Annotated in this window: 22 protein-coding genes and 2 pseudogenes; 9 read left to right on the top strand and 15 right to left on the bottom strand. The window is 42.8% G+C overall.

Translation table 11 applies throughout. From position 1 onward, the window contains the following. The first annotated feature begins 88 nt into the window (after positions 1-88). Both KNQ08_RS03810 and KNQ08_RS03805 read left to right on the top strand, forming a co-directional pair. Positions 89-865, top strand: coding sequence for a phosphatidylserine decarboxylase (locus KNQ08_RS03810; protein WP_214804786.1), 777 nt, complete (start codon positions 89-91; stop codon positions 863-865). Positions 866-1,025: 160 nt separating this feature from the next. After that, the gene (locus tag KNQ08_RS03805; RefSeq protein WP_149427223.1) at positions 1,026-1,412 is read left to right on the top strand and encodes a hypothetical protein; all 387 of its coding nucleotides are present in this window, start codon (positions 1,026-1,028) and stop codon (positions 1,410-1,412) included. 77 nt (positions 1,413-1,489) lie between these two features. On the opposite strand, the gene sstT is transcribed toward KNQ08_RS03805, so the two are convergent. The 12 genes from sstT to KNQ08_RS03745 form a co-directional block, all read right to left on the bottom strand. Beyond that, the gene (sstT, locus tag KNQ08_RS03800; RefSeq protein ID WP_214804784.1) at positions 1,490-2,761 is read right to left on the bottom strand and encodes a serine/threonine transporter SstT; all 1,272 of its coding nucleotides are present in this window, start codon (positions 2,759-2,761) and stop codon (positions 1,490-1,492) included. Between the two features lie 302 nt (positions 2,762-3,063). Beyond that, the gene (locus KNQ08_RS03795) at positions 3,064-4,305 is read right to left on the bottom strand and encodes an MFS transporter (RefSeq protein WP_214804782.1); all 1,242 of its coding nucleotides are present in this window, start codon (positions 4,303-4,305) and stop codon (positions 3,064-3,066) included. A gap of 311 nt (positions 4,306-4,616) precedes the next feature. Continuing rightward, the gene (locus KNQ08_RS03790; protein WP_214804780.1) at positions 4,617-4,925 is read right to left on the bottom strand and encodes a hypothetical protein; all 309 of its coding nucleotides are present in this window, start codon (positions 4,923-4,925) and stop codon (positions 4,617-4,619) included. Positions 4,926-5,071: 146 nt separating this feature from the next. Continuing rightward, the gene (locus KNQ08_RS03785) at positions 5,072-5,899 is read right to left on the bottom strand and encodes a carbohydrate ABC transporter permease (RefSeq protein WP_058705285.1); all 828 of its coding nucleotides are present in this window, start codon (positions 5,897-5,899) and stop codon (positions 5,072-5,074) included. A 10-nt stretch (positions 5,900-5,909) separates the two neighbouring features. Continuing rightward, on the bottom strand, positions 5,910-6,782 hold the full coding sequence (locus tag KNQ08_RS03780) for a carbohydrate ABC transporter permease (protein WP_029341502.1): 873 nt from the start codon (positions 6,780-6,782) through the stop codon (positions 5,910-5,912). Positions 6,783-6,801: 19 nt separating this feature from the next. Further along, a complete protein-coding gene (locus KNQ08_RS03775; protein WP_069940528.1) occupies positions 6,802-8,049 on the bottom strand; it encodes an extracellular solute-binding protein in 1,248 nt (415 codons plus the stop codon). Further along, positions 8,042-10,255, bottom strand: coding sequence for an alpha-galactosidase (locus KNQ08_RS03770; protein WP_214805700.1), 2,214 nt, complete (start codon positions 10,253-10,255; stop codon positions 8,042-8,044). Before KNQ08_RS03770 ends, KNQ08_RS03775 begins: the two co-directional genes overlap by 8 nt. A 115-nt stretch (positions 10,256-10,370) precedes the next feature. Further along, positions 10,371-11,390 carry a LacI family DNA-binding transcriptional regulator gene (locus KNQ08_RS03765; protein ID WP_214804778.1) on the bottom strand — a complete coding sequence of 340 codons (1,020 nt, stop codon included), beginning with the start codon at positions 11,388-11,390 and terminating at the stop codon, positions 10,371-10,373. 134 nt (positions 11,391-11,524) lie between these two features. Then, on the bottom strand, positions 11,525-12,211 hold the full coding sequence (locus tag KNQ08_RS03760) for a hypothetical protein (RefSeq protein WP_214804777.1): 687 nt from the start codon (positions 12,209-12,211) through the stop codon (positions 11,525-11,527). After that, positions 12,183-12,827 (bottom strand): hypothetical protein, encoded by a 645-nt coding sequence (locus KNQ08_RS03755; RefSeq protein WP_214804776.1) that lies wholly within the window; start codon positions 12,825-12,827, stop codon positions 12,183-12,185. Before KNQ08_RS03755 ends, KNQ08_RS03760 begins: the two co-directional genes overlap by 29 nt. A 43-nt stretch (positions 12,828-12,870) precedes the next feature. Continuing rightward, positions 12,871-13,128 (bottom strand): hypothetical protein, encoded by a 258-nt coding sequence (locus KNQ08_RS03750; protein ID WP_214804775.1) that lies wholly within the window; start codon positions 13,126-13,128, stop codon positions 12,871-12,873. Between the two features lie 250 nt (positions 13,129-13,378). Then, on the bottom strand, positions 13,379-13,711 hold the full coding sequence (locus KNQ08_RS03745) for a hypothetical protein (protein ID WP_023468073.1): 333 nt from the start codon (positions 13,709-13,711) through the stop codon (positions 13,379-13,381). A 76-nt stretch (positions 13,712-13,787) separates the two neighbouring features. Between KNQ08_RS03745 and KNQ08_RS03740 the strand changes: the two genes are divergently transcribed. The 3 genes and pseudogenes from KNQ08_RS03740 to relB all read left to right on the top strand — a co-directional run bounded on the left by KNQ08_RS03740 (position 13,788) and on the right by relB (position 16,251). Next, a complete protein-coding gene (locus tag KNQ08_RS03740) occupies positions 13,788-14,339 on the top strand; it encodes a hypothetical protein (RefSeq protein ID WP_214804774.1) in 552 nt (183 codons plus the stop codon). Between the two features lie 533 nt (positions 14,340-14,872). Next, positions 14,873-15,532: pseudogene (locus KNQ08_RS03735) on the top strand (DUF2268 domain-containing putative Zn-dependent protease). Between the two features lie 500 nt (positions 15,533-16,032). Beyond that, entirely contained in the window at positions 16,033-16,251 is a 219-nt protein-coding gene (gene relB, locus KNQ08_RS03730) for a type II toxin-antitoxin system RelB family antitoxin (RefSeq protein ID WP_251133615.1), read from the top strand. A 919-nt stretch (positions 16,252-17,170) separates the two neighbouring features. Here the strand turns inward: relB and KNQ08_RS03725 are convergent. Beyond that, complete coding sequence (locus KNQ08_RS03725) at positions 17,171-18,301, bottom strand: NADH-dependent flavin oxidoreductase (protein WP_251133614.1); 1,131 nt, start codon at positions 18,299-18,301, stop codon at positions 17,171-17,173. Positions 18,302-18,450: 149 nt separating this feature from the next. Between KNQ08_RS03725 and KNQ08_RS03720 the strand changes: the two genes are divergently transcribed. Continuing rightward, complete coding sequence (locus tag KNQ08_RS03720) at positions 18,451-19,326, top strand: LysR family transcriptional regulator (RefSeq protein WP_214804773.1); 876 nt, start codon at positions 18,451-18,453, stop codon at positions 19,324-19,326. Positions 19,327-19,546: 220 nt separating this feature from the next. Here the strand turns inward: KNQ08_RS03720 and fabF are convergent, their stop codons facing one another. Further along, positions 19,547-20,785 carry a beta-ketoacyl-ACP synthase II gene (fabF, locus tag KNQ08_RS03715; protein ID WP_214804772.1) on the bottom strand — a complete coding sequence of 413 codons (1,239 nt, stop codon included), beginning with the start codon at positions 20,783-20,785 and terminating at the stop codon, positions 19,547-19,549. A 118-nt stretch (positions 20,786-20,903) separates the two neighbouring features. Here fabF and KNQ08_RS03710 point away from each other — a divergent pair, with 118 nt between their 5' ends. The 3 genes and pseudogenes from KNQ08_RS03710 to KNQ08_RS03700 all read left to right on the top strand — a co-directional run. Then, entirely contained in the window at positions 20,904-21,743 is an 840-nt protein-coding gene (locus KNQ08_RS03710) for a helix-turn-helix transcriptional regulator (RefSeq protein ID WP_214804770.1), read from the top strand. 283 nt (positions 21,744-22,026) lie between these two features. Then, the gene (locus KNQ08_RS03705) at positions 22,027-23,070 is read left to right on the top strand and encodes a Fic family protein (protein ID WP_251133613.1); all 1,044 of its coding nucleotides are present in this window, start codon (positions 22,027-22,029) and stop codon (positions 23,068-23,070) included. Positions 23,071-23,224: 154 nt separating this feature from the next. Beyond that, a pseudogene (locus KNQ08_RS03700) lies at positions 23,225-23,383 on the top strand (ATP-binding protein); the annotation flags it as partial. Between the two features lie 222 nt (positions 23,384-23,605). On the opposite strand, the gene KNQ08_RS03695 reads toward KNQ08_RS03700, so the two are convergent. Beyond that, positions 23,606-24,841, bottom strand: coding sequence for an MDR family MFS transporter (locus KNQ08_RS03695; protein ID WP_214804768.1), 1,236 nt, complete (start codon positions 24,839-24,841; stop codon positions 23,606-23,608). Positions 24,842-25,453: the final 612 nt, after the last annotated feature.

Here is a 25,453-nt window from a genome sequence, read left to right as displayed (position 1 = left end):
GACAAACTTAAGAAAGCGACTCCGTCTATCAACAGAATTCGACCGTATCCTAAGAGGTAGATTACAACTTAAAGGAGTTTTTTACCTCATGAAGAAAGCCATCTTTGATACGATCGTCCACTTAAATGCTCGACCCGTTGTTGCGAACACACTAAAACGGTTTGCGATGAGTCGCTTTAGTAAACCGCTCATCCGAACTTTTATTCGCACCTATCACATTCAGACGGATCAAGCGCTGAAGTCCGTTGATTCGTTTACCTCGCTGCACGATTGTTTCGTACGCGAGTTACGTCCCGGTATGCGACCAATCGCAACCGCGCCGGATGCCTTCGTCAGTCCGAGTGACGCCGTACTTTCCATCGTCCCAGCATTAACGCAAGATAGTCGGTTTACAATCAAAGGACAGGACTATACCGTTACTGAGCTGATCGGCTCGAGCGAACGCGCCCAGGATTACGCGAACGGTGTCGCCTTGATTTTCTATTTGAGTCCGACCGACTATCACCGTGTCCATTCGCCAGTCACGGGCGAAATCACGACGAGTTATACACTAGGGCGAGAATCAGCACCCGTCAATGATATGGGACTACGATTCAGCAAACGTCCGCTGACACGCAACTATCGTCGGGTCACGCGTCTGCAAGTCGATCACCGAACGATCGAGCACGTCATGGTCGGTGCGCTGAACGTCAATACGATCGTTCAGACACATCAAGGACGCCTGCTGGAGCGTGGTGCAGAGTTCGGCTACTTCTCATTCGGTTCGACCGTCATCCTCGTCTTGCCACCGGACACCGTCGAACTCGCACCAGGCATCGAACGTCGCGTCAAGATGGGGGAGCAGATTGGACGCTGGATCCCATAAAAATGGATTCCCTTTTTGTTAAGATTCCTGACTAAGAAAAACATTTGAATTTGCTAGACTAAAGGAAACCACTGTTCAATGGGATGGTAACCGTGAAGAGCAGTTGACGTTAACGTGTATCGAAATGCAATAACTTACAAAACGGGAAAGAGGTTATATCATGAAAAAAGTCGTTTTATTATGCGCTTTCTCGATTATGACGGTATGGATATTAGTTGGTTGCAATAATGAAGAGATAATGCAAAGTACTAGTGAAAAACCGACGGCATTCGAAGTTTTGAGCGAAGATTCTAAAGCAGACATTTTTCAATTCAATGATACGATCTACCAATCAGATGTAGCATGGGCAGAAAAAACCGAAGTCACTCAGAAGGAAAAAGTCGGAGAAATTAAAAGAAGAAGTTCGGATAGAGACGATTTTGATAATGGGACTGCTACGAAACTCTCTAAGGGTACCGCCCTATACTCTACTAAAGAAAGAAATGAGATTCTGATAGTCAGCTTCAACGGGAAATTAAAAAAGTACGTTGCTTTAGGAGAAGGTTAATTTGTCTATAAGAAAAGGCATCCTCAGCTAAGGATGCCTTTTCTGATTTAGATCACGACGATAATAGCCGCATCTGATCAGCCGTTAACGACTTTTTCAGCTACTTCTTCATTCATCGACTGACGATTGATTGAGAAACGCTCGCCTTCTTTCAAGCGTTTGCGATATTCCGCTGTAGCTGTGAACAGAACATCTGTCGAAGAGTTGAGTCCTGTTTCAAATGAATCTTGCAACACTCCAATGATGAAACCAACGGCAACGACTTGCATCGCGACATCGTTCGGAATTCCGAATAAGCTACATGCAAGTGGAATCAAGAGAAGTGATCCGCCAGCGACACCTGACGCTCCACATGCACAGACCGCAGCGAGTACACTCAAGATGATGGCTGTCGGAATATCGACTTGAATCCCGAGCGTATTGACGGCAGCAAGTGTCAGAACCGTAATCGTAATCGCCGCCCCCGCCATGTTGATCGTGGCACCGAGCGGAATCGAGATGCCGTATGTCTCTTTATCGAGACCGAGCTTCTTACACAATTCCATGTTGACTGGGATGTTCGCTGCCGAACTACGTGTGAAGAATGCCGTGATGCCACTTTCACGTAGACATTTAAAGACGAGCGGATATGGATTTTGACGGACGTTGATGAATACGATCAATGGATTAACAATGAGTGCGACGATAAGCATCGTACCAATCAATACGCCCAATAATCCTACATACTTACCGAGAGAACCAAGTCCATTCTCTGTGACTGAACCGATGACGAGACCCATGATTCCGAGGGGTGCCAGTTTGATGATCCAGCCGACCATCTTAGCGATACCATCTGAGAAATTCGAGATGAACGTTTTTGTCGTGTCGGAAGCATTTTTTAATGCGAGTCCTAAGACGATCGCCCATGTCAGGATTCCGATGTAGTTCGCTTGAATGAGCGCATTGACGGGGTTGTCGACCATGTTCAAGACAAGTTTCTTAAGGACTTCGATGGCGTTCCCAGGAGCTGACAGCTTCTCTGCGCCTTCTGACAGTGTAATCGTGACCGGGAACAAGAAACTGACGACGACCGCAATCGCACCCGCTAAAAATGTACCGAGCAGATATAAGAAGACGATGGATTTCATGTTCGTTTGCTGACCTTTTTTGTGTTGCACAATCGAAGCCATAACTAGGAAAAAGACCAAAATCGGCGCGACTGCCTTTAGTGAGGAAACAAATAATGTTCCAAAGATGGTCAAAGAACTCGCTACTTCAGGAATCGTGACGGCTAAAACAATCCCTACGATTAAGCCAATCGCGATTTGTTTCACTAAACTGATTTGGTTCCACATCTTCAACAATTTCATACGTTCCCCTCCAGGCTTACAAAAAATAAGTTATTTAGAATTCGAAAAACGATGACTTCTCTCTTCTACTCAAAAGGATGAATAGTCTAGTCATTCACTTTTCTAAAAATTCTCGCAGTTTGTTGTGTTCTATTTTTGCATAAATCGTGTGAAATAAAAACTAGTTTTTTGCAAGAAATATGATTCCTTTTCCTGGATGTTAAACAGGCATACGAATGCAATCGATTGCATAATTACAAAAAAAAGTAGAAGAAGACGCGTACCTTCCCCTACTTCATTATGTAAACTAACTTTATTTGAATTTATTGATTGACTTTTATTCTTTCTTCAGCAGTCTTCTCGAATCTCGTGCTGACAGGTGTCGTTAACGCTCTAAGTGTCGGATGAAGTAAGAAATAGCCAGCGAAGCCAAAATAGCCGATACCAGAGATCAATAAGATCGTCGTACTAGAAAACCATTCTCCGAACATGCCTCCCGCGAAATATCCGAGCGGACTTAAGGATCCGAGTAGAGAAGAGATAAACGAAAAACCTGTTCCTAAATAGTCCGAGGGAAGATTGACTTGGATGAGCGTATACAGGTAAATGCTAATCACCCCAATTCCGATCCAAGCGATTCCAAATAAGACGATGGGTAGTACCCTGGCATCTTTCACTAAAAACGCACTGACCCAAAAAAGGCCGGATAGAAGCGCCGCAATCGGTATGACACGATTGAGGGCAAATGTCTCTAAACGACTTGATACCAATGTCCCGATCATCGTTCCGAGTGAAATCGCTGCTAACCAAAACCCATACTCCGCTGATGTCTCAGAAATGATCGGTAACACCGCAAGTCCCATCGTCGCAAGAAAATTCATCCCGATGATGCCATATACGATTGCCAAGAGCTTTTTTTGCTTTTGGACGACATAGAACCCTTCCTTGAAGTCATGCTTATACTGTTGCCAAAAGTTTCGTAAGGAAATGGGTTGTTCCTTTTTCGAAGATGGTACTTTGAGTATGAGCAAAAATAAGAACCCGATCCCTAGCAGTACGATACTATTCGCAGCGAATACGATTCCGACGCCGACAAACAAAATCACGATGCCTGCTAACGCATCAGCAATCAAATCAAGCGTTTGATAAGAAAAGGCGAACACCGAATTGACCTTCGTCAACTGATCTTTTGATGCCAGCCGCTCGATGAGTGTATTTTCGGTTGGATACGAGATTTCCGCTAATGTTAACGCTAAAAACAGTATGACGAACAGCAATGGAATCCAGAGTGTCTCGTTTAAATAAAGCAAGGTGATGATTCCGACCAAAACGGCTTGCCCGACGCCTGAGAAAAAGAGGATTTTCTTTTTCGAATAGCGATCAATGATCGGACCGTACAAAAATTGAAGCGTCACAGGTAACACAGCAATCGTACTCGTTAATCCGACCAGAAATGGCGAATTCGTCGTCGTCTTGACGAACCAAACGATGGCAATCATATAAAAGCTGTCTGATATGTTCATCAGAATTCTACCAAGTAGCAAGATGACTAGTTGCTTGTTCAATCGTCTTCCCCTCTCTCCAATAGTTAAATTTTATTGAACTTTATTGTAGCGTAAAGGACTGGAAGAAAAATGTAAAGCAATAAGTTCAATTTAATTTAACTAGATCCTTGAAAAAATGCTTCTTCGTAAATAGAGCCTTTACGAAAAAGCACGTTTACTACTATGTAGAAGATGTCCTTGCGTCGTACATAAAAACGATTCCTTCTTTGATCTATTCCGATTCAACACGATATCGCCTCTAATCCTTCTATCGTCCGCTTGAATTTCGGATGATTCTCGAAATAAGCGTTGAAATACTGAAATTACACTCCTCAAGAAACAGTTGTTTTTTTGCGTTTGACGATCAAAAGAACGATCACAAACAGAAACTCAAGGACCGTAAAGATGCCGACGAAGAAAAAGACGACTAACACCTGACTGATCCCATCGACTGCGATCGTGTAAAACCACAGTAATGAAATGCCCGTCGTATAAAGAAGATTGATGATCGTTCCGCTAATCAAGCTCGCTTTCAAACTTTTCTTACTCCGCGCCTGACTCACGATGATGACGATGGCTCCGATCACCCAGACGATGAGTATGAGTTCAAGGATAGTCTTATCGTTCCACTGTACTTCCATGTCTCTTTTTCCTCTTTTCAATGTTTTGTTGTTTCGCTTCTATAACACGGTAATCTATTCTTCATTCCAATTCTGTTTTCCTTTTATTTCCTCATACAAAAAGCATGTATTCGACTTACGCGTCAAATACATGCTTCCCTAGTTCCTTATTTAATTGATCCGTTTGCCATCCCATCAATGATATGGCGCTGGAAAAAGAGATACACGACGAGGATCGATACGATACCGACCACATACGACGCGAACGAAGGACCAAAATCACTAAAGTACTGCCCTTGGTAGTTGAATTGAAACAAAGGTAAGGTCCAAGTTGACTCATCGCGATTCAGCAGAAGCAACGGTAAGAGGAAATCGTTCCAAATCCAGAGTGCATTCAAGATCAACACAGTCGCGTGCATCGGTTTCATCATCGGGAAGATGATCTTGAAGTACGTATTGAACTTCCCGCTCCCGTCAATCGCTGCCGCTTCATCGAGTTCTTTCGGAATGACGGTTTTTACATATCCTGCGTAAAGGAATAGCGATTGTGGCACCGCGTACGTCAAATACAACAGGATCAAGCCGAATTTACTAGATAAACCGAGTCCTGACATCATCGAAGTGATCGGAATCATGATGACTTGAAACGGAACGAAAATCCCGATGATTAAAAAGATGTAGATGCCTTGAAACACACGGCTCCGATCCATCGTACGTGCCAACGCAAAAGCAGCCATCGGTACAATCAGGATGATTAACGCAATCGCCGAAGTCGTGATGAGCATCGAGTTCGCGAAGTACTGGACGACACCATCCTCCCATAAACGCTGGAAGTTATTGAACGTGAATGGATCTGGCCACTCAAAGAAACCGCCGGTGATTTGACGCGTTTCTTTGAAGGAATTTAAAATCGTCAGATACATCGGTAGTGCAATCAATACGAGTCCGATGGATAAAAATAGATAGGTCGGAATATGAATGCGATCTTTTTTCATGATGCCCTCCTTAAACTTCGAACCGTTTGGACGAATTGATTTGAATGACCGAAACGATCGCGATGATGATGAACAGTACGATCGCAATCGCACTGGCATAACCGAACTGGTTATTTTTGAACGCATAGTTGTAGACGAGTAGTCCGAGGGATGTCGTCGAGCCACTTGGTCCTCCACCCGTTAACGCGTAGATTAAATCAAACGCAGTCAAACCCGCCTTCATGGCAAGGATCAAGACGATGCTGATCGCTGGCGATAGGAAAGGTAGTTCAATTTTTTTAAATGTCTGCCATGCATTTGCTCCGTCAATGGACGCCGCTTCACGAATCTCGTTCGGAATGCTTTGGAGATTCGCTAAGAAGATGACGACAGGAATCGCGACCCCTTGCCAAAGCGCAACGAAGAGTAGACCCCAGAAGGCAGTTCCTTCGTTTGCGATCAAGCTTTGCGACAGCCATTCAATCTGTAAGTATTCACCGAGCGGTACGAGACCGTAGTTGAAGAACTGCTTAAAAATCAAGCCGAGCGTGACGGTGCTGATGACAGCAGGAAAGAAGTAGGCTGTCCGAAACAGCCCGACTCCTTTGATCTTACGGTTCAATAATTTAGCAATCGCGATGCCGAGTACGATTTGACCAGCGACGAGACCAATCGTAAAGAGTAATGTAAAGCCGATGCTATCCCGGAAACGTGTGTCTGATAAAATCGAGATATAATTATCAATTCCGATGAAGTGATAGGAGCTAGTCAGCCCTGTCCAGTCGGTGAAGCTGAAGATGACACCTTGAACCAAGGGAATGAAGAAAAATATGATTTGAAGTAAGAGCGGCACGATGATGAAGAGATAGGGCCAGTAGCGGTTGACGAATCCTTTTTCTTTCATGGAGGCAACTCCCTTTCGATTATTTCATTTCATTGAAGAACGTGTTGAGATCATTCGAAAGCTTCTTCTTATCCCCTTTGTTCATATAATCCACCGTCAAATGCCAAAACTCTTCTTCCGACGGCCACTCGGAATGCAACCAGATGATTTGTTTATCCGAGAAGACGAGATCCGAGACGGCTTTTGTTTCTTTGAAGGATCCGTCTGCTTTCACGGCTTTGACGGACGTTGGTGAGCCATCCTTATCATAGTATTTCTGCATGACGTCCCCTTCCGTTAAGTACGACAAGAACTTCTTCGAAGCTGCCTGCTCTTTTTTCGATCCTGACGCTGAGACGGATAACGCCAAGTCGGCTGCTCCGACCGTCATCTCTTCTCCCGCTTGTTTTCCCGGGTATGCGAACATACTGACTTCGAAATCAGGCTGTTGGTCCCGAATGACTGGAAGTGCCCAGATGCCGTTCGGGAAGATCAACGCGTCTTGATTCGCAAATACAGCGACCGCATCGCTATACGAAGCACCGTTCGCATTCTTTTGCGTATTTCCACTGACGAGACTCAGTTCGTCCGCGACTGCTTCAAAGTTCGGATCTCCGACTTTGATGCCATTTTTCGGGCTGTTCTTGAGTGCATCCTGTGTTTGTTCGAATCCACCTGTGACCGTCGCCCAGGCAAGTTGATGATATCCGTTCACTGTCCACGAGTCCTCTGTCGTCAATGCGCTCGCAAATGGTGTCTCGCCCGCGTCTTTGATTTTTGCGACGACTTCCTTCATCTCATCCCACGTTTTAGGTGGCTGTAGACCGAGCTCATCGAATTTCGTCTTATTGTAGAAGAAGCCCCAAGCGTTCGAGTTCAGCGGTAACGAGTAGACTTTCCCATCAACAGCATACGACTCGGCAGCACCGTCCTTGAGATTTCCTAAAAACGACTCCTTCGATAAATCAACGAACTTCCCGTCTGCTGCCCACCCTTTGAAATCCGCGTTTTGTGGATAGGTATGAACGATGTCCGGGACGTCACCACCAGCAATCCGCGTTTTTAAAACGGTACCGGCATTGCTGACGCTCGTCAGCTTCACATCGATGTCGGGATTCTTCTTCTCGAAATCCTTGATGATTTGATCTAACGTTGCTTTCATCTCGACTTTTTGTGAAAAGAACTCAATCTCGGTCTGATCCGAATTCGCTCCCATCGTACAGCCTGCTCCAAACAATAACGAAGACGAGAGAATGCCTGCCATTCCTAATTTCATCGACTTATTCATCATGATTGCCTCCTGAATGCTCTTGTATTTTTTTCAAGACATATAACCGGCTGTCAAAATCTCCGTTGACGGTTGGTGGCACATATAACCCAACGTACATGAGCTCATCTCCGCCGTAACGAGCTCCTTCTAGTTCGTAGATCGCTTGAGGATCGAGACCGCTCAATTTCAATGTCCGAATCGGTGCCGCAGCTTCACTCAAGACGGTGACATCACAGACGATGATCTCATCTTGCTCCTGTGAGACGAACATCCAAGCTGGATGATTGCTCGTGAACGCACTCTCCAACCGATAAAACGTTCCGTATTGAAGTGTACGCCGATGCGTTTTGTAAAACGCGATTTGCTGTTTGACGATCGCCTTCTCCTGTTCCGATAACCGTGTCGCATCAAGTTCATATCCGAATACACCCGCCATCGCAACGTGACCTCGCATTTCAAGACTCGTCTTGCGATGCGTTTGATGGTTCGGGACCGCAGAGACGTGTGCGCCCATCGACGAGATTGGATAGATCATGCTCGTTCCGTGCTGGATCTTCAGACGCGCGACGGCATCCGTGTTGTCACTCGTCCATGTTTGCGGCATGTAATACAACATCCCGGGATCAAAACGACCGCCACCGCCGGAACAACTCTCGAACAGGATATGCGGATAACGCGCAGTCAAGAACTCCAGTACTTCATAGAGTCCGAGTACATAGCGATGCAACAGTTCGCCTTGCAACTCGCTTGGTAACGCGGTCGAAAAGACTTCCGTGACGTTCCGGTTGAAGTCCCATTTGATGTAATCAATCTCGACTTCGTCAAGTACAGCTGTCATCTGTTCGATGATATTGTCTCGCACCTCTTTTCGACTGAAATCCAGGACGTACTGATCTCGTCCTTTGGATCGTCCACGACCTGGAATATGTATCGTCCAGTCCGGATGATCTCTGAAAAGTTGACTGTTTCTTGAAATCATTTCCGGCTCGAACCATAATCCGAATTGCATCTTTTGAGCATGGGCATGATCCGCGAGATGTTTCAGCCCGTTCGGTATCTTTTCTTGATATTCGAACCAATCTCCGAGTGAGGAATAATCGTCATCTCGTCGTCCGAACCAGCCGTCATCCAGCACGAACAATTCGATGCCAAGAGCCGCGCTCTCCTCCATGATTTGCTTGATTTTCGTTTCATCAAAATCAAAGTACGTCGCTTCCCAGTTATTGATCAGAACCGGACGATCAGCGTCACGGAAGTTTCCTCGCGCCAAGCGCTCGCGATACAGTGCGTGAAAGGCTTGTGACATCTGCATCATGCCGTGTTGGCTGTAGGAGATGTTGACTTCGGGCGCTTGAAAACACTCGCCTGGATTCAGTTGCCACTGGAAACCGAATGGATTGATCCCGAGTTGAATCCGCGTCTGTCCATACGGATCCTTCTCGACCGTCATTTGATGACTCCCGCTATAGACCAAGCTGAACCCGACGACTTCCCCGCTGTACTCCGTCGCCTCCGGTGAGACGATCGCAAGAAACGGATTCATTTGGTGGCTACTCGAACCACGTTTACTGTCAAACACTTTAATGCCTCGTGTAATCGTCTCTCGTTCCATCATCCGCTCACGCCCCCACGTACCATTCAACGTCAGACATTCTAATTCTTGAGACGGGAGATCCAGTGACAGACTCATCAGTTTTTGGATGTCATGTGTTTTCGTACCGACGTTATGCAACTGGACGGATCGCGATAAGATCGGTCGATCTCGAAAGACGGTATATGCTAGACGCAACTCGAGTTCTTCCTTTGCATCTTCTAATATCAAAACGAGTGTCTGCGCCTCTTCCTCCATTTCGATATAGGTGGCGGGAAGACCATCCAGCTTCGGTTTTCCGTTGATTCGCTCATATGAGCGATAGCGAAAGTCTGTTACATCTGACCCATCTTCGTGTTTGATCTGTTGCGCTGGTGAACGATAATCCCCCGTCCCATAACCGGGATACTCTTGCAGTAGCGTATCGAGCGAGAACAATCGATCCGTAGCATCCGGAAAGTTAGGTGAAAACGATCGATCAATCCGTGGGTATTTTCGTGCTCCATGATACGTTTTGATGGGTTGACCGAAATACTCCTGGGCGACGACCTGTCCTTCTTCGATCCGAAGGATATAGCTGTAATGACGATTTGTTAAGTGAAATATACCTTCTGTTTCGTTAACATGAATCAGTTCCAAAACCCAACCCCCTCAATTGATGACGCTTTCATTTTGAGGCAAAATAAAAAAGCGTTTACTAAACATATCTATAACTTAAAGTTTAGTAAACACTTTGTCAACACTATTTTCAATTTTTAGGAGATACACTTTCTCGTTTGATCAGTTGCGCGGGAATCATGAGACGGATGGGCAGATGACGTTCGCCACGAATTCGTTCCAAAGCCATTTTGATAGCGAACTTTCCTAATTCTTCTGTTTCAACCTTCACCGTCGTTAAGGAAGGTGTTAAAAATTCAGCGATTTCGATATCATCAAAGCTCGAGATGGAGATGTCTTCCGGTATCTGATGACCGTTTCGCTGGAATGCCCGGTACACACCGACTGCCATCGGATCACTGGCAACGAGTACCGCGGTGACATCCTGATGTTCAGCCAGCTGCTCCCCTAGACGAAGTCCTTCGAGTGTCTTCCATTCCCCAAGCAGACCGTGTATATGCTCAGACAATTCTTTTTGTTTCATCCAAGAGACGTACGTCTGATAGCGATCCTCTTCTTCACTCATGAACGACTCACCGTTCTGATTCATGATGACACGATGACCACCGATGAACGCGATCTGTCGATGACCGAGCTCATAAAAGTGCTCGAGACTCGCAATCGTCGCACTTTTAAAATCAGAATAGACGGCATCAAACCGTGCATCTGCTTGGGAATCGTCAATCACGATGATGTTCGGATTTTTTTGATATAAGACTTCTAGCATGTCTGGCGCAACGGTACCTAGTACTAAAATCGCACCTAGATGATTCAATCCTTCGAGGTCCGTCTTTTTCTCAGATAGACGAATAATTTTGTTGACACTTACTTTTTGGCGTTCCGCTTCACTTTCGATGCCGCGACGAATTGCCCTGAAATAAGGATCATCGATTTCTTGTATTTCGTTGACCGTCGTCACTAAGCCGACGGTCGCAATCCGCTGGTTATACGATTTTTTTTGCCGCGGACTATAGTTCAGTTGTTTTGCCGTTTGCAATACCTTATCTCTGGTTTCTGGACTGACTGATAACTTTTCATCCGCATTCAACACACGCGAAACCGTCGCAATCGACACACCAGCTAATTTTGCCACCTCTCGAATACTTGCCATGTTTCCTCACTCCTCTGAACAGTAGTAAAATGTGAACTCATTTTACTAAACAAATAGACTTGTTTCAACACAAAGAAAAAAGCAGGCGAATCTCTGCCTGCTTTCGTTCATCCAACGATTCTTTTTAATCGTGTTCAATCATCTAAACGATCGAGATCGATGTCTTTCATTTTCCTAACCCGAATACTTTCCTCCTGACCGATTTGATCGGTCTCTTTCAAGCGGTGCTGAACGACGAGCAGCACTAGTACGATCGCAGAAATCACAGAAATCGTCGCATAGTACGGTTGCGCGACGCGCTCGAACTCTAACGCTGATAGCACCTGTAAGATCGTCAATCCCGCGAGCATCCCGTGGAAATACCGTTGATAGCTGCGCGGCATTCCTGGCTGCCCGAATGTCTCATACCAGACGTATAAGCCGAGTCCGAACGCAAGTCCGTTCAGGATCGGCGAAGGAAGAAGGAAGAGCAGAATGCCGAGACCGAGCATCAACCAGGCGTATCGGATCGCAGGCTTAAAGAAAGCAGGATCGAGCTGCGCTTCCTCTTCCTCGATGACGGGCGTTGCTTTCTCCGCTTCAGTCAACGGTCGAAAACCAAGGGCTTCTTTCGCTTCCGCTAACTCAAGCATTCGTTTCTTCATCCCGAAATAAAACGGAAAACGTTCTTTGACGACCTCCCCTTCATCCGTTTGACCATCGGCTTGTTCTTGCACGGATACCTGATACAGCGTGCGCCCCATCCGGTAACTGACCCAGTAGTCGGTCGCTTGACCATTGTCGCGCTTGAGTTCAATCACCTTCGTTTGTTGATTCGTCATGATATGTGATTCCTTTCGTCGCAAGTTCCTGTAATTGCTCTGACGCATACAACAGGAGAATGAATCCTGAGATGAGACAGACCGCTCCGTTAATCGAGAGATTGATTGGTGATAAATAGTTTTTTGATGAGCCCGCTAACGCGAATAAGAAGAGTCCACCAGACCAAAAATAGAAGCGAGCACGTGCTGATTTTCCTTCGAAATCACGCGGCCAGAACAGAGTCAGAACAACGAATGTCACATATCCTGGAATCGGTAAGCTACCTGTCAGCGTCAGTAATCCACTGAACATGATCAATAAAGCGCTAAAAATACGCAACTTTATGATTCGTCGGTCGGCTCGAAAATCCATCGCTTCAGACAGAGCAAAAGGTGACCGGATGTATCCATTGTCTAATTTTTCACGAACCCACGTTTTTTTCTGCCGATACGCAAGGAACGGATTCTTGAAGACGATCCGCTTCGTTGCGGACTCTTCATTCCTTTCCATCATGTCCTCGCTATCGACTGCTTGCTCTTTTCGGGCAACACCTTCCCGGCAGAATAAAGTGCGCCCCTCTTGGTGAAAGACGATGTGATGAACACGATCGCCGATTTGTTTTACTAATTGAATCATGATTTGTGCTCCTTTTATCTTACCTTCTACATTCTTATAGGTCTCACCATGCTGCGCTGACCATGTATAGTATGAACAGTCCACCTAAGACACAGACGTAACCATAATGTCTGACGGTCAACGAACAAAATAAGATGACGCCAATTGACAGAATGATACTGAGTACGAATGAATCCACCGTGTCGACGCTATCCCCATGTCCCGCTAGCGGTGTCTTTTTCGCATGCTTTGAGCGGATAAAATAGATGCCTAACGTCAACAAGAATATCCCGACACCAAGACCAAGAAACGGTACCACCATCGACGTCTCCTCCGACATATGTATTCTTTGAATATGTTTATTTCATGAAGTTATTATACAACTATTAATTACGATATTTTCCTTTAATAAGTTTCATTGAAAAATTTTCTATGTATGATTTTTTCTTTTATATCTTCTTTTTTACAAAAGGAGTGCAGCACTATGTACGCTTCCATCGCACCAGTCTGCACTCCTATTTCGCATGATGTATCTACTTTTCTTATGTAAGATTTTTCTCCGAAAAATAGGGTCATGGACCTGTACCACAAGAGACCGCATACTTTTCTTCACTCACCTTCTTCGAATAACAGACAAAAGGAGTTCCGCCTGTTTCACTTTTCCAATGGTACCAAAACATATGGTAGCGCTCCGCTTGTGGATCTTGTTCCGTAATGATTGCAAAGTAACTTTGATAGAAATAGCCTTCTTTATAAAGTTCGTGTCTTAGAGCACCTCTCGGCGAAGCATCCGTAAACAGAACCGGTGATAGGATCGGCATGAGTAGTACGATGATGGCTAGCGTTCCGAAACAGATCAGGACTATTTTCTTTCTGTTCTTTTTCTTAGAATTCGATTTACCCATCTTTTTCAACCTTTCCTTTATTGGCTTTTTTTGTTATATAGTAACATTATCCATACAACAGAAAGAGGTTTTGATATTGAAGAAAACTATTTTATTATCACTCTCTTTAGGTGTACTTCTATCTTCTGGTTTTTTGATCAGTAACGCAATAGCAACTTCTAATATTTCACAGGAAAAATCTGAAAGCGCGATTTCAAAGGAGCAAGCCTTCACTTTTTTCACGAAAGTCCTAGAACAACAAAAAGCGGATTTTTTAAACAATACGCCGTTGGCACACACCAATCAATCGAGATTATCTTCTCGCGACGAGGCTGTATTAATTTTTCTATCTAGTACAAAAGTGGATAAACAACAGCTACATTCATTTAGTTATAAGATTTCTAACGTAAAAGTGTACTCCGAAAATCAACGAAATTATGCTGAAGCTTATGTAACACGAACTTTTAGCTTCGGAAGTGGGCTTGAAACGGGTTTAGGTGATACATTAGTGCTCGAAATCCAATCAAGTCCAGATGATTTAAAAGGACCGTCCCACACCATTTCCTCGAGTAAATCAACGAGTGAAGTAAATGAAAAGGTCTCTGTTGATGAATTTTTAGAAAAGTATGAAGCAGAGGCAACAAAATAAAAGTGAAACTGTGCTAAAGAAAATAATGGCGGGTTTCTTTAATTTTAAGAAATTAATTACTAATCCTTAGTACTAGTTTTAGTCTCTTCAATTATTACGTGTAGGGAATAAATAAACAGCATTTCTTATTCTAAAATTACATATTTTGACTGTAAAGAGAAGGGATGCTATCTTTATTTTAGTGATTATTTATTTTTTAAATAATCTTCCAGGTTATTCATGTATGTGTTGAAGGGATGATCATATTTTGAAAAGAATATTTGGACCTTTGTTATGTGTTCCATTACTTGTTTTAACTGCATGCTCGGAAGAGAGGCAAAGCGAAAAATACAAATCCGAGTCCATTGAAATCAACAATGACGGTGAAGTAAATATCGTACCTCTTTATTCACCCTATCAAAATACTTAAATGCTTCACTCAAAGATAATGATACTGAAATGAGTAAAAAAAATTACGTACAATATGTCCTTAGCGATATCGATAAAACGGGTGAAAAGAAGATTTTGATACTACTTCTTTAAAAGGTTTCTTCATGATGCAATCGACTGCTTATCAGCAAGCACTGCTTGATCGAATCGATGCTCTGGAAGAACGACAAGACGAGATTAAAAAAATCATCACAAAAAACTACACTGCTGCGCATAAAGTCCTTCCAAAGAAAAAGAGTACGATTTTCATCGTACCGATCAACTCGGAATATACGACGATGACCGAACCGATGGGTGGAGTAGCAGCAGGAACGTACAAAGATGCGGTCGTGCTCTATCTGGCGGAAGATTTCGATAAGGATGCTCTCGCCTATACCGTTGCACATGAATACTATCATTTAATCCTTCAAGATAGACCAGAATATTAGATGAATAAATTACTCGATTCGGTCATTGTTGAGGGAAAAGCAGATGCTTTTGCTGATCGAGTCTTAAAAAATGTGAAGGCCCCGTGGGATGAACCCATGGATGATACGACAATCAAACATGTCGCAAAGTTGATTCAAACTGGTGAAGCTACTTACGAGGACCTTGTAGGCGGTAGTCCTCAAAAAGACATCCCCCGCTGGAGTAACTACAATTTAGGACACGATATCCTCGATCATTATTTTAAATTACATCCAGATTCTAAAATAGAGGAATGGTCCTTTAAAGGTGAAGCTGATCTTTTGAAAGGATATAAATACCAAAAGTTACTTCAGTGAGAGAACTATATTTTTGATACATTCCATAAAAAACAGACAGATGAAATAACAATATCAGTTTACGTATCGTACTGAAATTTTCTCTGTCGAACTCAATGACATCTTGATATAAGCCAATACATATAACAAAAACAAATCAAGGTACGGATGCTTTAAACAGATCCGTACCTTGATTTTTCTTCAATTTAAAATACTTTTTGTCTTTCTGTAATCGATACGGAGTAGCGTTTGGATGCATATCCTGTTGTCGGAAACGAGGAGAATGAAAGAACATATCATGATCATCGCCTCCCTAAACATGGTCAAAAAAAGACAAATGACTATGTTTACTTCAATTTGAACATAATTTCATCCACTTTTTTAGATTTAATCGTACCCATCTGAAACATTTACAATTCGAATTTCAGCTCTTCAAGGAGTCATTATTCAAGATTATCGACCAATTCTATATACTAGAACCTCAATTTGTATTTCAATGTATTACAAAGGAGCTGATAGTTATGAGTACCATTTCTATACGTCTGGATGAAGAGGATGCACGACTCATCAAGGAATATGCGAAGGCAAAGAACATTACGATTTCAACACTTGTTCGTGATGCCGTCCTCGACCGCATCGAAGGCGAAATCGATTTACAACTCTATCATGATTCTATGTCAGCACACCGTAAAAAATCAGAAGTAATCTCTTTCTTTCGACGACATGATGAAGGAACTTGATTTAGGATGACAGCATATACAGTAGAATTTGAGCGCGGAGCTCAAAGGTCTCTCAAGAAGATGAATCCCCCAAAAGGCGCGGATCATCATGTCCTGGATCAAGAAGAACCTTGTTGGAACGGATAATCCGTGTCGTCATGGTAAAGGACTCATATCGAATCACTAAGGTAAATGGCGGTATCGCATCGGCGACTATTGTCTGATTGCTGACATTCAAGATGGAAAAGTCGTGATCTTGATTCTTGAGATAGAGTATCGTCGTGATATTTATAAATAAAGCATTTATTGCTCATATACAAGTAAGCGTATGAGTTTTTGATTATGTCTATTTAACAAGCGTTATTTATACAGTAATGATTATTCTTTCACAAAACTGAATCTAGTGGATCAATTATAATGTTGACGTCTATAAACTCATCTTTTATCAATATATTTTTAATAGTCCTTTCATACGTAAAAAAGACAAAATAACTGCGTGCACACTTTGACAAAAAACACGACAAAAAGAATCAACGTATAGATACCTTCAAGTATCTGCGCGTTGATCCTTTTCTTAATTATCCGTCTAATCGTTGTTCAGCCATTTTATAAATTTCATCTTTATCCCGTTTAACGATCGCTACAATTTAAATGATTTGGAGTTTACCGTCGACTTCTCTAAAAAACAACACGTAATCCTATTTTTTTATTTTTTAACTTATTGCAATGCGACAAGTTTACACTGAGTGGCTGTCCTGCTGCTAATTCTACACATTACTTCAGACTATTCGTTAGTGAAATGAGTTTTTGTTGTAAAATCTTAGCAAGCCCAATCGCCTTCGCTCTATCGGTAGCACCAAATGTACAACCTCGCATTAGTGTATTCGCGATCATTTCCCCCTCTTTACTCAGAAAAACTCAACATATAATTATCTAATTATCATTTTATAGGCAATCCATCACGCGTAAGAATATTTTTCCACATTTCATCCGGAATGGAGAGCATTTGTTGATCATCGCGTGACAAGGTCGTGTGAATTTCTCCTTCTCTTCCTGCTTTTAGTTTTGAAACCCAATCAGGCTCCATTAATAACTCTCTTCCTAATCCGAACAAAGGGATGCCTTGTTCTAATACGTCCAAGGCATCATCTGGTGTGTATATAGAACCGAGTGACAGAAAACTTGTTCTATCTGCAATTACATCACGAAAAATCTCTGCTCTTGTTTTTGTTTGATTCGAACCACTTCGAGGCATGGACCAAACGTTTTTGACTGAAAGATGTAAGTACGATAAGCCTTGATTAGACAATTGATCTACAAAAGTGATCGTTTCCTCCATATTCAAACCATCCTTTTCTGGTTCTTCTGGTGAGAAGCGATATCCAATAATAAAATTTTTGTTCGCATATTGATCTCGGGCTCGTTTTACTTCTTCAATAACAGCTAACGGGAAAGACATCCGTTTTTCTAATGTTCCTCCCCACATATCTGTTCGAAGATTGGAATATCCCGAAAGAAATTGTTGAATCAGATATCCATTGGCTCCATGAATTTCCACACCATCAAACCCTGCACGTATAGCCATCTCCGTTGCTCGTCCAAAATCCTGAATAGTAGATAGGATTTCTTCGTGTTCTAACGCACGAGGAACGTAATCATCACTTGAATCCTTGTAAAGGCATGCCACGATACCACTCGGGCTTACCATTCGCCTTTCACTTATGTATCCGATGAGACTTTCGCTTCCTCCATGATGAAGCTGAAGGATTGCTTTTGCTCCCTTTTCTTTTATTTTATTTGCCAACTGCGTAAGACCTGGTACATTGTTTTCCCCATATGCTTTCATTTGACGAGGAAAACTAGTTCCGAGTGATGATATGGTTGCAGCCGCGGTAATAAACATAGCTGGTCCTTGTGCTCTTCTGCTGTAATAGTCCAATTCTTCGGAAGAGACACTTCCATCTATATTTCCTGAATAAGTGGTCATCGGTGCAACAACGACTCGATTCGCCAAAGTTACTCCATTTGAAAGCGTATAAGGTGAAAGGATCTTTTCATACTTCTGATTCATCAATACATCCACTCTCCAATTCTTTTATTTTTTTGATTCAATCTGTCTGTTTTTAGTGTATTTGTAAAAATAAAATAAGTAAAATGAATGTTTTTCATTCTAATTATTTGTATCTCTCATGTAAAATGTAGAAAAGGATGTGAAGTACATTGAATTTATTTCAACTAGAAGTGCTTTTAAACGTAGTAGAATGTAGTAGTTTTACGAAAGCAGGTCAAAAGATTGGACTGACACAATCTGGAGTAAGTCATAACATTACAACACTGGAATCTGAACTAGGAGTAACACTTTTGAATCGAGGACGAGGTGGTACATCGTTAACTACTGCAGGGGAATACATTATTCCACACATACGTAATATTGTGACAAATATGGCTCATATAGAGCAAAAAGTTTCTTCTTTACAAGGATTAGAATTAGGAAAGATTGCTGTTGGGAGTTTTCCGAGCTTTACTGCTGCATTTATACCGATCCTGTTTTCTATATTCAAAGAACGGTTCCAGAATGTTGAATTGGTGTTATATGAGGGTGGCTACGATGATATTGAAAAGTGGGTGGAGGAAGGTACTGTGGATTTCGGTTTCACAGCATTACCAGTTAAGGGTTTCGAGAGTATAGCACTGACACAAGATCCTTTGTCTGCTGTCGTATATGATGGACACCCTTTTATAGAAAAAGATACTGTTACGATAGCTGATTTTAAAGAGGAATCATTCATCATGTTACGTTCTGGATGTGAAGTCCTTATCGAGGATGAATGTCGTAAAGCTGGTCTTTCATTACATACCTCTTATAGTAGCAAGGAGAATGAAACTGTACTGTCTATGGTGAAAGGAAAATTAGGTATTAGTATTATGCCAAACCTTGCAGTTTCTAAACGAGAGACTCATGTTCATTTGTTATCCTTACATCCTCCTGTAGTGAGACATCTCGGATTAATTGTCAAGTCCTCAGACAAAATGACGCCTCTTTCCAAAGAATTTGTCAAGATCGTGAAAGCGCATTTCGAAAGTTGTGGAATCTGATTAAACTGATGACTCGCGTTGTGATAAAAAAGATAGAACGTGTCACGAATCGTTGGATGAATGACGATACAGTAATGCTGAAGGTTCCCGAATCGCTAACATTTAATAAGAACTGGATACAAAAAAAGATTGTATACATTTCTATATCGAAATATATACAATCTATTTTCAGAAAGTATTTACTCATTAAGTTCTCTTGTCCGAACCCGAACTCTGATGCTTAATCCATATATTTTTTCAAGACGATAGCGGCGTTATGACCACCAAATCCAAAAGAATTAGATAGTCCATACTGCATCTCCATCGAGCGAGCTCCTTCTGTTACGTAATCCAGATCACACATAGGATCATCAACTTCAAGATTAATCGTCGGTGGAATGATTCCTTCCTGTAAACATTTCGCAAGCGCGATTGCTTCCGCTCCACCGGCAGCACCGAGCATGTGACCCAACATTGATTTGTTCGCCGTCACCGGGAGTGTGTGTGCATGTTCCTCAAACAATTTTTTAATCGCACGTGTCTCGGACTGATCGCCGACGATCGTACTCGTCGCATGGGCACTGATCACATCGATGTCCTTCGTCTCGATCCCTGCCTGTTGAACGGCACGCTTCATGGCGAGGTAGGCTCCCTGACCCTCTGGATGGGTCGCCACTATATGATAGGCATCTGAACTTGCCCCGTATCCGACGACTTCCGCATAGATGGACGCACCTCGTTGCTTTGCATGTGATAACGATTCTAGGATCAAGATTCCTGCACCCTCCGACATCACGAAACCATCGCGTGTCGCGTCAAAAGGGCGACTCGCTTGAGCAGGTGACTCGTTTCGTGTAGATAATGCCGTCGCATTACCGAAGCTTGCTATGGACAATTCCGTGATGCCCGCTTCCGTTCCACCAGCGAATGCAGCATCAGCCTCTCCCATTCGAATGAGTCGATATGCTTCACCAATAGCCGTGTTTCCGATCGCACACGCGGATACAGGTGACATGGAATGTCCCATCGCTTGCCACTTGATGCTAATCTGAGCGGCTGCTGCGTTAGACATCATCGAAGGTACGAGACTCGGGCTGACCCTTCTCGGACCTTTTTGGTGTAAAGCATGAACACCGTCAATCAACGTTTCAATTCCTCCTACACCTGATCCCACATACACAGCGAGTCTTTCCCGATCCAGATCAGATTCTCCTAGTTTAGAATCGTTCCAGGCTTGGTCAGCAGCCGCTAATGCGAACTGAACGAAGCGATCCAGGTTACGAGAGGCTTTTTTACCAATCGCCTTTTCCGCATCAAAGTTTTTTACACTCCCTGCAATCTTTACTTTGAAATCAGTCGTATCAAACGTATCGATTTCCGTGATGCCTGAATTTCCAGCAATCATATTATTCCAAAAGGACTCCACATCGTTTCCGATTGGTGAGACGACACCCATTCCTGTAATTACTACACGCTCCATTTTTCTTCACTCCTTGTAATAGTATGAGATAATCATACGTGTCATATATCCTATTACAAGTGTTCATTTATCCTATTATAATTGTTACTTGGATGGAGAGAAATCAGGAGGAACGTATATGGACGACTCGAATCGATTAGAAGCTCTATCCTATTTTTTGAAGACGAAAAGAGCACAGCTCAAACCGGAATCAGTGGGGCTACCGCCTGGATCAAGAAGGAGAACGCCTGGCTTGAGAAGAGAGGAAGTTGCTCAATTAGCAGGAGTCAGTACGACATGGTACACCTGGTTAGAACAAGGAAGAGATATTAAGGTATCTAGAAGCGTCTTAGACTGTATCGCCCAGGCGTTATGTTTAAACAGGGATGAACACGAATATTTGAACGATTTAGCATTAGGGACGCAGGTCGTCAGTATGAAAATTCAAGCTTCCCCTATGACTATCAGTCCGTCACTCGAAAAAATTCTCTCTGCCTTGACGACGTGTCCGACGATCATTACGGATCGTTACTGCCATATCGTCGGCTGGAATCCTGCAGCGGCCCATGTGTTCGTAGATTTTGCGACCATTCCAGAATCACAACGTAACCTCATTCGCCTCTTGTTCTCACAGAAAGAATTTAAAGTACTTGCCGGGAATTGGGAACACTTCGCCAAAGGATTCTTGTCCATTTTCCGTACATACTACGGTCAATACTCTGGTGATGAATGGTATACGTCCTTCATACAGGAGATGAGTAATACGTATCCTGAATTCAAATCACTCTGGATGGAGAGTCAGGTCAGTAAGGCTCCGGAAATCCTGATTGAATTCCGTCATGGAAAAGTTGGCAAGATGCTATTCGACCTGACCTCTCTTCAAGTGCAGGGAGAAGACGACTTGCGATGTAGCATCTATACACCTGTCGAGGAATCCGGTACAGAAGAAAAACTGAAACGATTGATTTCAGCTCAGTGAATTTGAATGAATTCAAAAACTGGTGAAAACTTGAAAACAATCGACGAGACGCTTTCCATGTCAGGATTGTTCCGTTCAAATCAGTCAGGATTGTCCGACTTTCGGATTGACAAGTAATCATGGTCATAAATAAATAAACATAGTCTAAATATGATAATTTGACTATGTTTATATGTGTTTGAACGACTTTAAATACATTATAATGAGTTTAAACATAGTCAAATAATATAAAAATGAGTATATTTAATCTAAAGTGATCTATTTTGCGAAGGGAGTTCGACGAATGCGCGACTATACATATACCTATCTCAAAGAGCTCGCCCTGCCGATGGAGACCGTCCGCTTGATTGGACGGATCAATGAGTATAAAGGCAAACAGGATCTCTATAAACAGCAAGCGCCTCAAATCCTTAACACCTTACGCGATGTCGCCGTCATCCAGTCGACGAAAGCCTCGAATGCGATCGAAGGAATCATCGTCACGGAAAGTCGTCTTCAGACCATCATGTCAAAGTCAGCCGACCCTGCCGACCGTTCAGAAGCAGAGATTGCTGGTTACCGCGACGTACTTAACCTGATCAACGCTTCAGCCCAGGACATCCCGGTCAATGCGAATATTCTGTTGCAACTCCACAAGGAACTCTATAAGTTCGTCCCCGTCGAAGGTGGGCGGTGGAAGAACGTCGATAACGAGATTAGTGAGACGTTCCCGGATGGCACGCGCCGGACTCGCTTCATCCCCGTCCCTGCGTTCGAGACACCGGCAGCGATGCAGGCGTTATGCGACAGCCTACGAGAGCGTCGGCAACAAGAGGACGTCGACCCGCTCATCCTGACGAGCTTGTTCGTCCTCGATTTCCTATCCATTCATCCGTTCAATGACGGGAATGGTCGAATGGTACGATTGTTGACCCTCTTACTGCTCTATCAGTATGGCTTCGAGGTCGGACGCTACATCAGTCTTGAGAAGATCGTCGAATCGCGGAAGGAAGATTATTATGAGTCACTCCGTCTCTCTTCCGTGCGTTGGCACCAAAACCAACAAGATCCGTTTCCATGGATCAACTACTTGCTGAGCACGATTCTTGCTGCTTATAAGGAGCTTGAAGATTGCGTCGGATTGGTCACGACGGGTAGTCAGAACAAGAACAATCGGATTCGTCGTTTCGTTGAAGGACGAATCACACCGTTCACGAAAGCAGACGTAAGGAAGGCTTGTCCCGACATCAGTGAGGCGACAATCAATCGCGTATTGCGTGACTTACGTGACGAGGGGATCATTGCCCCATCCGGTCTTGGTCGGAGTGCGAAATGGACGAAACAATAACACTACATGGTATCAAGAACATCCGTGAAGAATAAATAACTTATCATGCGAGAAGATTCCAATACCAATTCACTTACACGTATGTAACCGCTAGAATTTAGTTGACGGTTTTTGCTCGATGACGCTTTACACTTTTGCTCAATTTATTTAGAACTCTAGTAAAAGTCCGGATCAATGGGGCGAACTAATTGGTGATCAAGGAATCACAACTGCAATATTAGACCGTCTCTTACATCGTGTCGAAGTGATTCATAGCGATGACGACAGTCATCGCATGAGAAATCGTAAGAATTTATTTTCAACAGAAGTGTAAATATCAATCGAGCAGAAAACGTCAATTTCTACTTGACGTCGACAACTCATTGTCGCGAAATGTTGAAATCGAAATCATCTCGTTCATGCTGATTTAAGATATTTTAGATAGCATTTATCTGATATTAATTATCTATAGTAATTATTATTTTTGTGAAATCATTCTAAAGCCTAAATTAATATTTTATTTGTAATCGTACACTTTGTATTATCAACCTGATTGTCAAGTGGGAGAATACAGTCTAAATAATTGCAGATATAAACAAGCTCCAATGATAGCAAAAAGGAGAATGATAGTGAAGATACCAAGCGGGGCGATCCATCCTGATGCGTAGATAGCGAGAGGTGCTAGCGTCTTACCAAGTGTGTTTTGAAGACTATCAGCAGCTAGATACTGACCTCTTGCCTCCTCTGGAGCATAATGACCGATGAAACTCTGCGTGACTGGTGTACGCATGATCTCACCTAACGTGAAGATGAGCGTACAACCAAACAAAAACCAGATGTTGTTATTCCATCCGACTAAAAATGTACCTCCTCCTGCAAGTAAGGTCGAAACGACGAAGAGACGTCTTTCTGACCAATTTTTAAGTCGATTCGTTACGGGAAGGATCAAGATGACAAACAAAAGACCATTAAAGCTTACCAGATAGCCAAAAATGGATTGGCTCGTGAGCTGAAAAGAATCCAGCAAGTGCGGTACGAGAGGTTGTTTAGGCACATTCTCTATCACGTAAACTGGTAAGTAGAGATCGAGTTGCATCACTGGGAAGAGTGAACAGGTTCCCGCAATTACGTATAGCAGAAAAATACGATCTTTGAGAATAAGTCGATAGCCAGACCACTTAGACTGAAACGCATATTTAAGTGGGGTCGTTACATCTTTTTGCTTGGATCGGACAGGTAAGGTTTCACTAACAATAAAATAGATCGTTATGAAGTAAAGAAAGAGAACTATTGCACAGGTCCACAATAACAGTTGACGATGTTGAAAAAAGAAGACTGCTCCAATGATTGGTCCTAAAACGGCACCAATATTGTTCACGGTCATAAATGTCGCATACACTTGTCGCAATTCATCTTTTGGAACTGTGTCCGCTATCATCGCTGAACTAGCAGGACGATAAAATGCTGCGCCTATATTAATTCCGATAAAGGCAACATAATTAATCCAAGGAGAAGAAGAGACAGCAAATAGAATAAACATGGTCATTTGCAAAAATGTTCCGATCAGCATCACAGGACGTCTCCCTAACGTATCCGCAAAGCTTCCTCCGGTTAAACTTCCGACAATACTTATTAAGGGGGGCAGTGCCATTATTAATCCAGCAGTCTGTAACCCTAGTCCTTTACCAAAATAGACCGTTAGAAAAGGAAAGTACATCCAAAATAGCAGATTGAAAAGACCTTCTCCTATCAGTCTGACTTTCACATTAGGATTCCATGTAGTTTTGTTCATAATAACTCCTCTCATAGTTAACGAATAGCGTCTTCTTTTCGTAGCTTTACTATAGAGAAGATAGTTATCAAGATATAGACTTATATTTTGATATGGATTATACTAATATTATGAAAATTAAGTAAGGACACTTTTATTTAAATTGTCACGTAAAACGAACGTATGTTTGTTTTGAAACGAAGTGACATATCTTTCTGTCTTACTTTTTTCTATCTCTTAAGAATTTTAGAATTACCGACGATATAATGGTTCGATAAGAAGCAGTTCCTGTCTCTACATGACAGGAACTGCTTCTTATCGTTTAAGTTCATAGACTTTTACTTTATCGAGAAGGAGTAATAACGGACCAACTAAAAAATAAAAATTTCTTATTTTTAACAGAATTATTTACTACAAGAAGAAATTGCGATTTATTGATGTCGTTTGTAATAAATTTAAGTCTGTAAATTAGATTTCACGGATACTTTACTTTCATTCTTCTTTTGGGATTCGTTCATCAACGATCATTTAATGTGGTGGACTGAAGGGAGTCGATGAATAAGGAATAGGCATGGTCGATTACATGAGAAATAGCATATCCACCCATATAACTATGTGATGCATACGTTGAAT

It is taken from the genome of Exiguobacterium sp. s46 (assembly GCF_018618875.1).
GTDB lineage: Bacteria > Bacillota > Bacilli > Exiguobacteriales > Exiguobacteriaceae > Exiguobacterium_A > Exiguobacterium_A abrahamii.
This window is presented reverse-complemented; position numbering and strand designations above follow the sequence as displayed.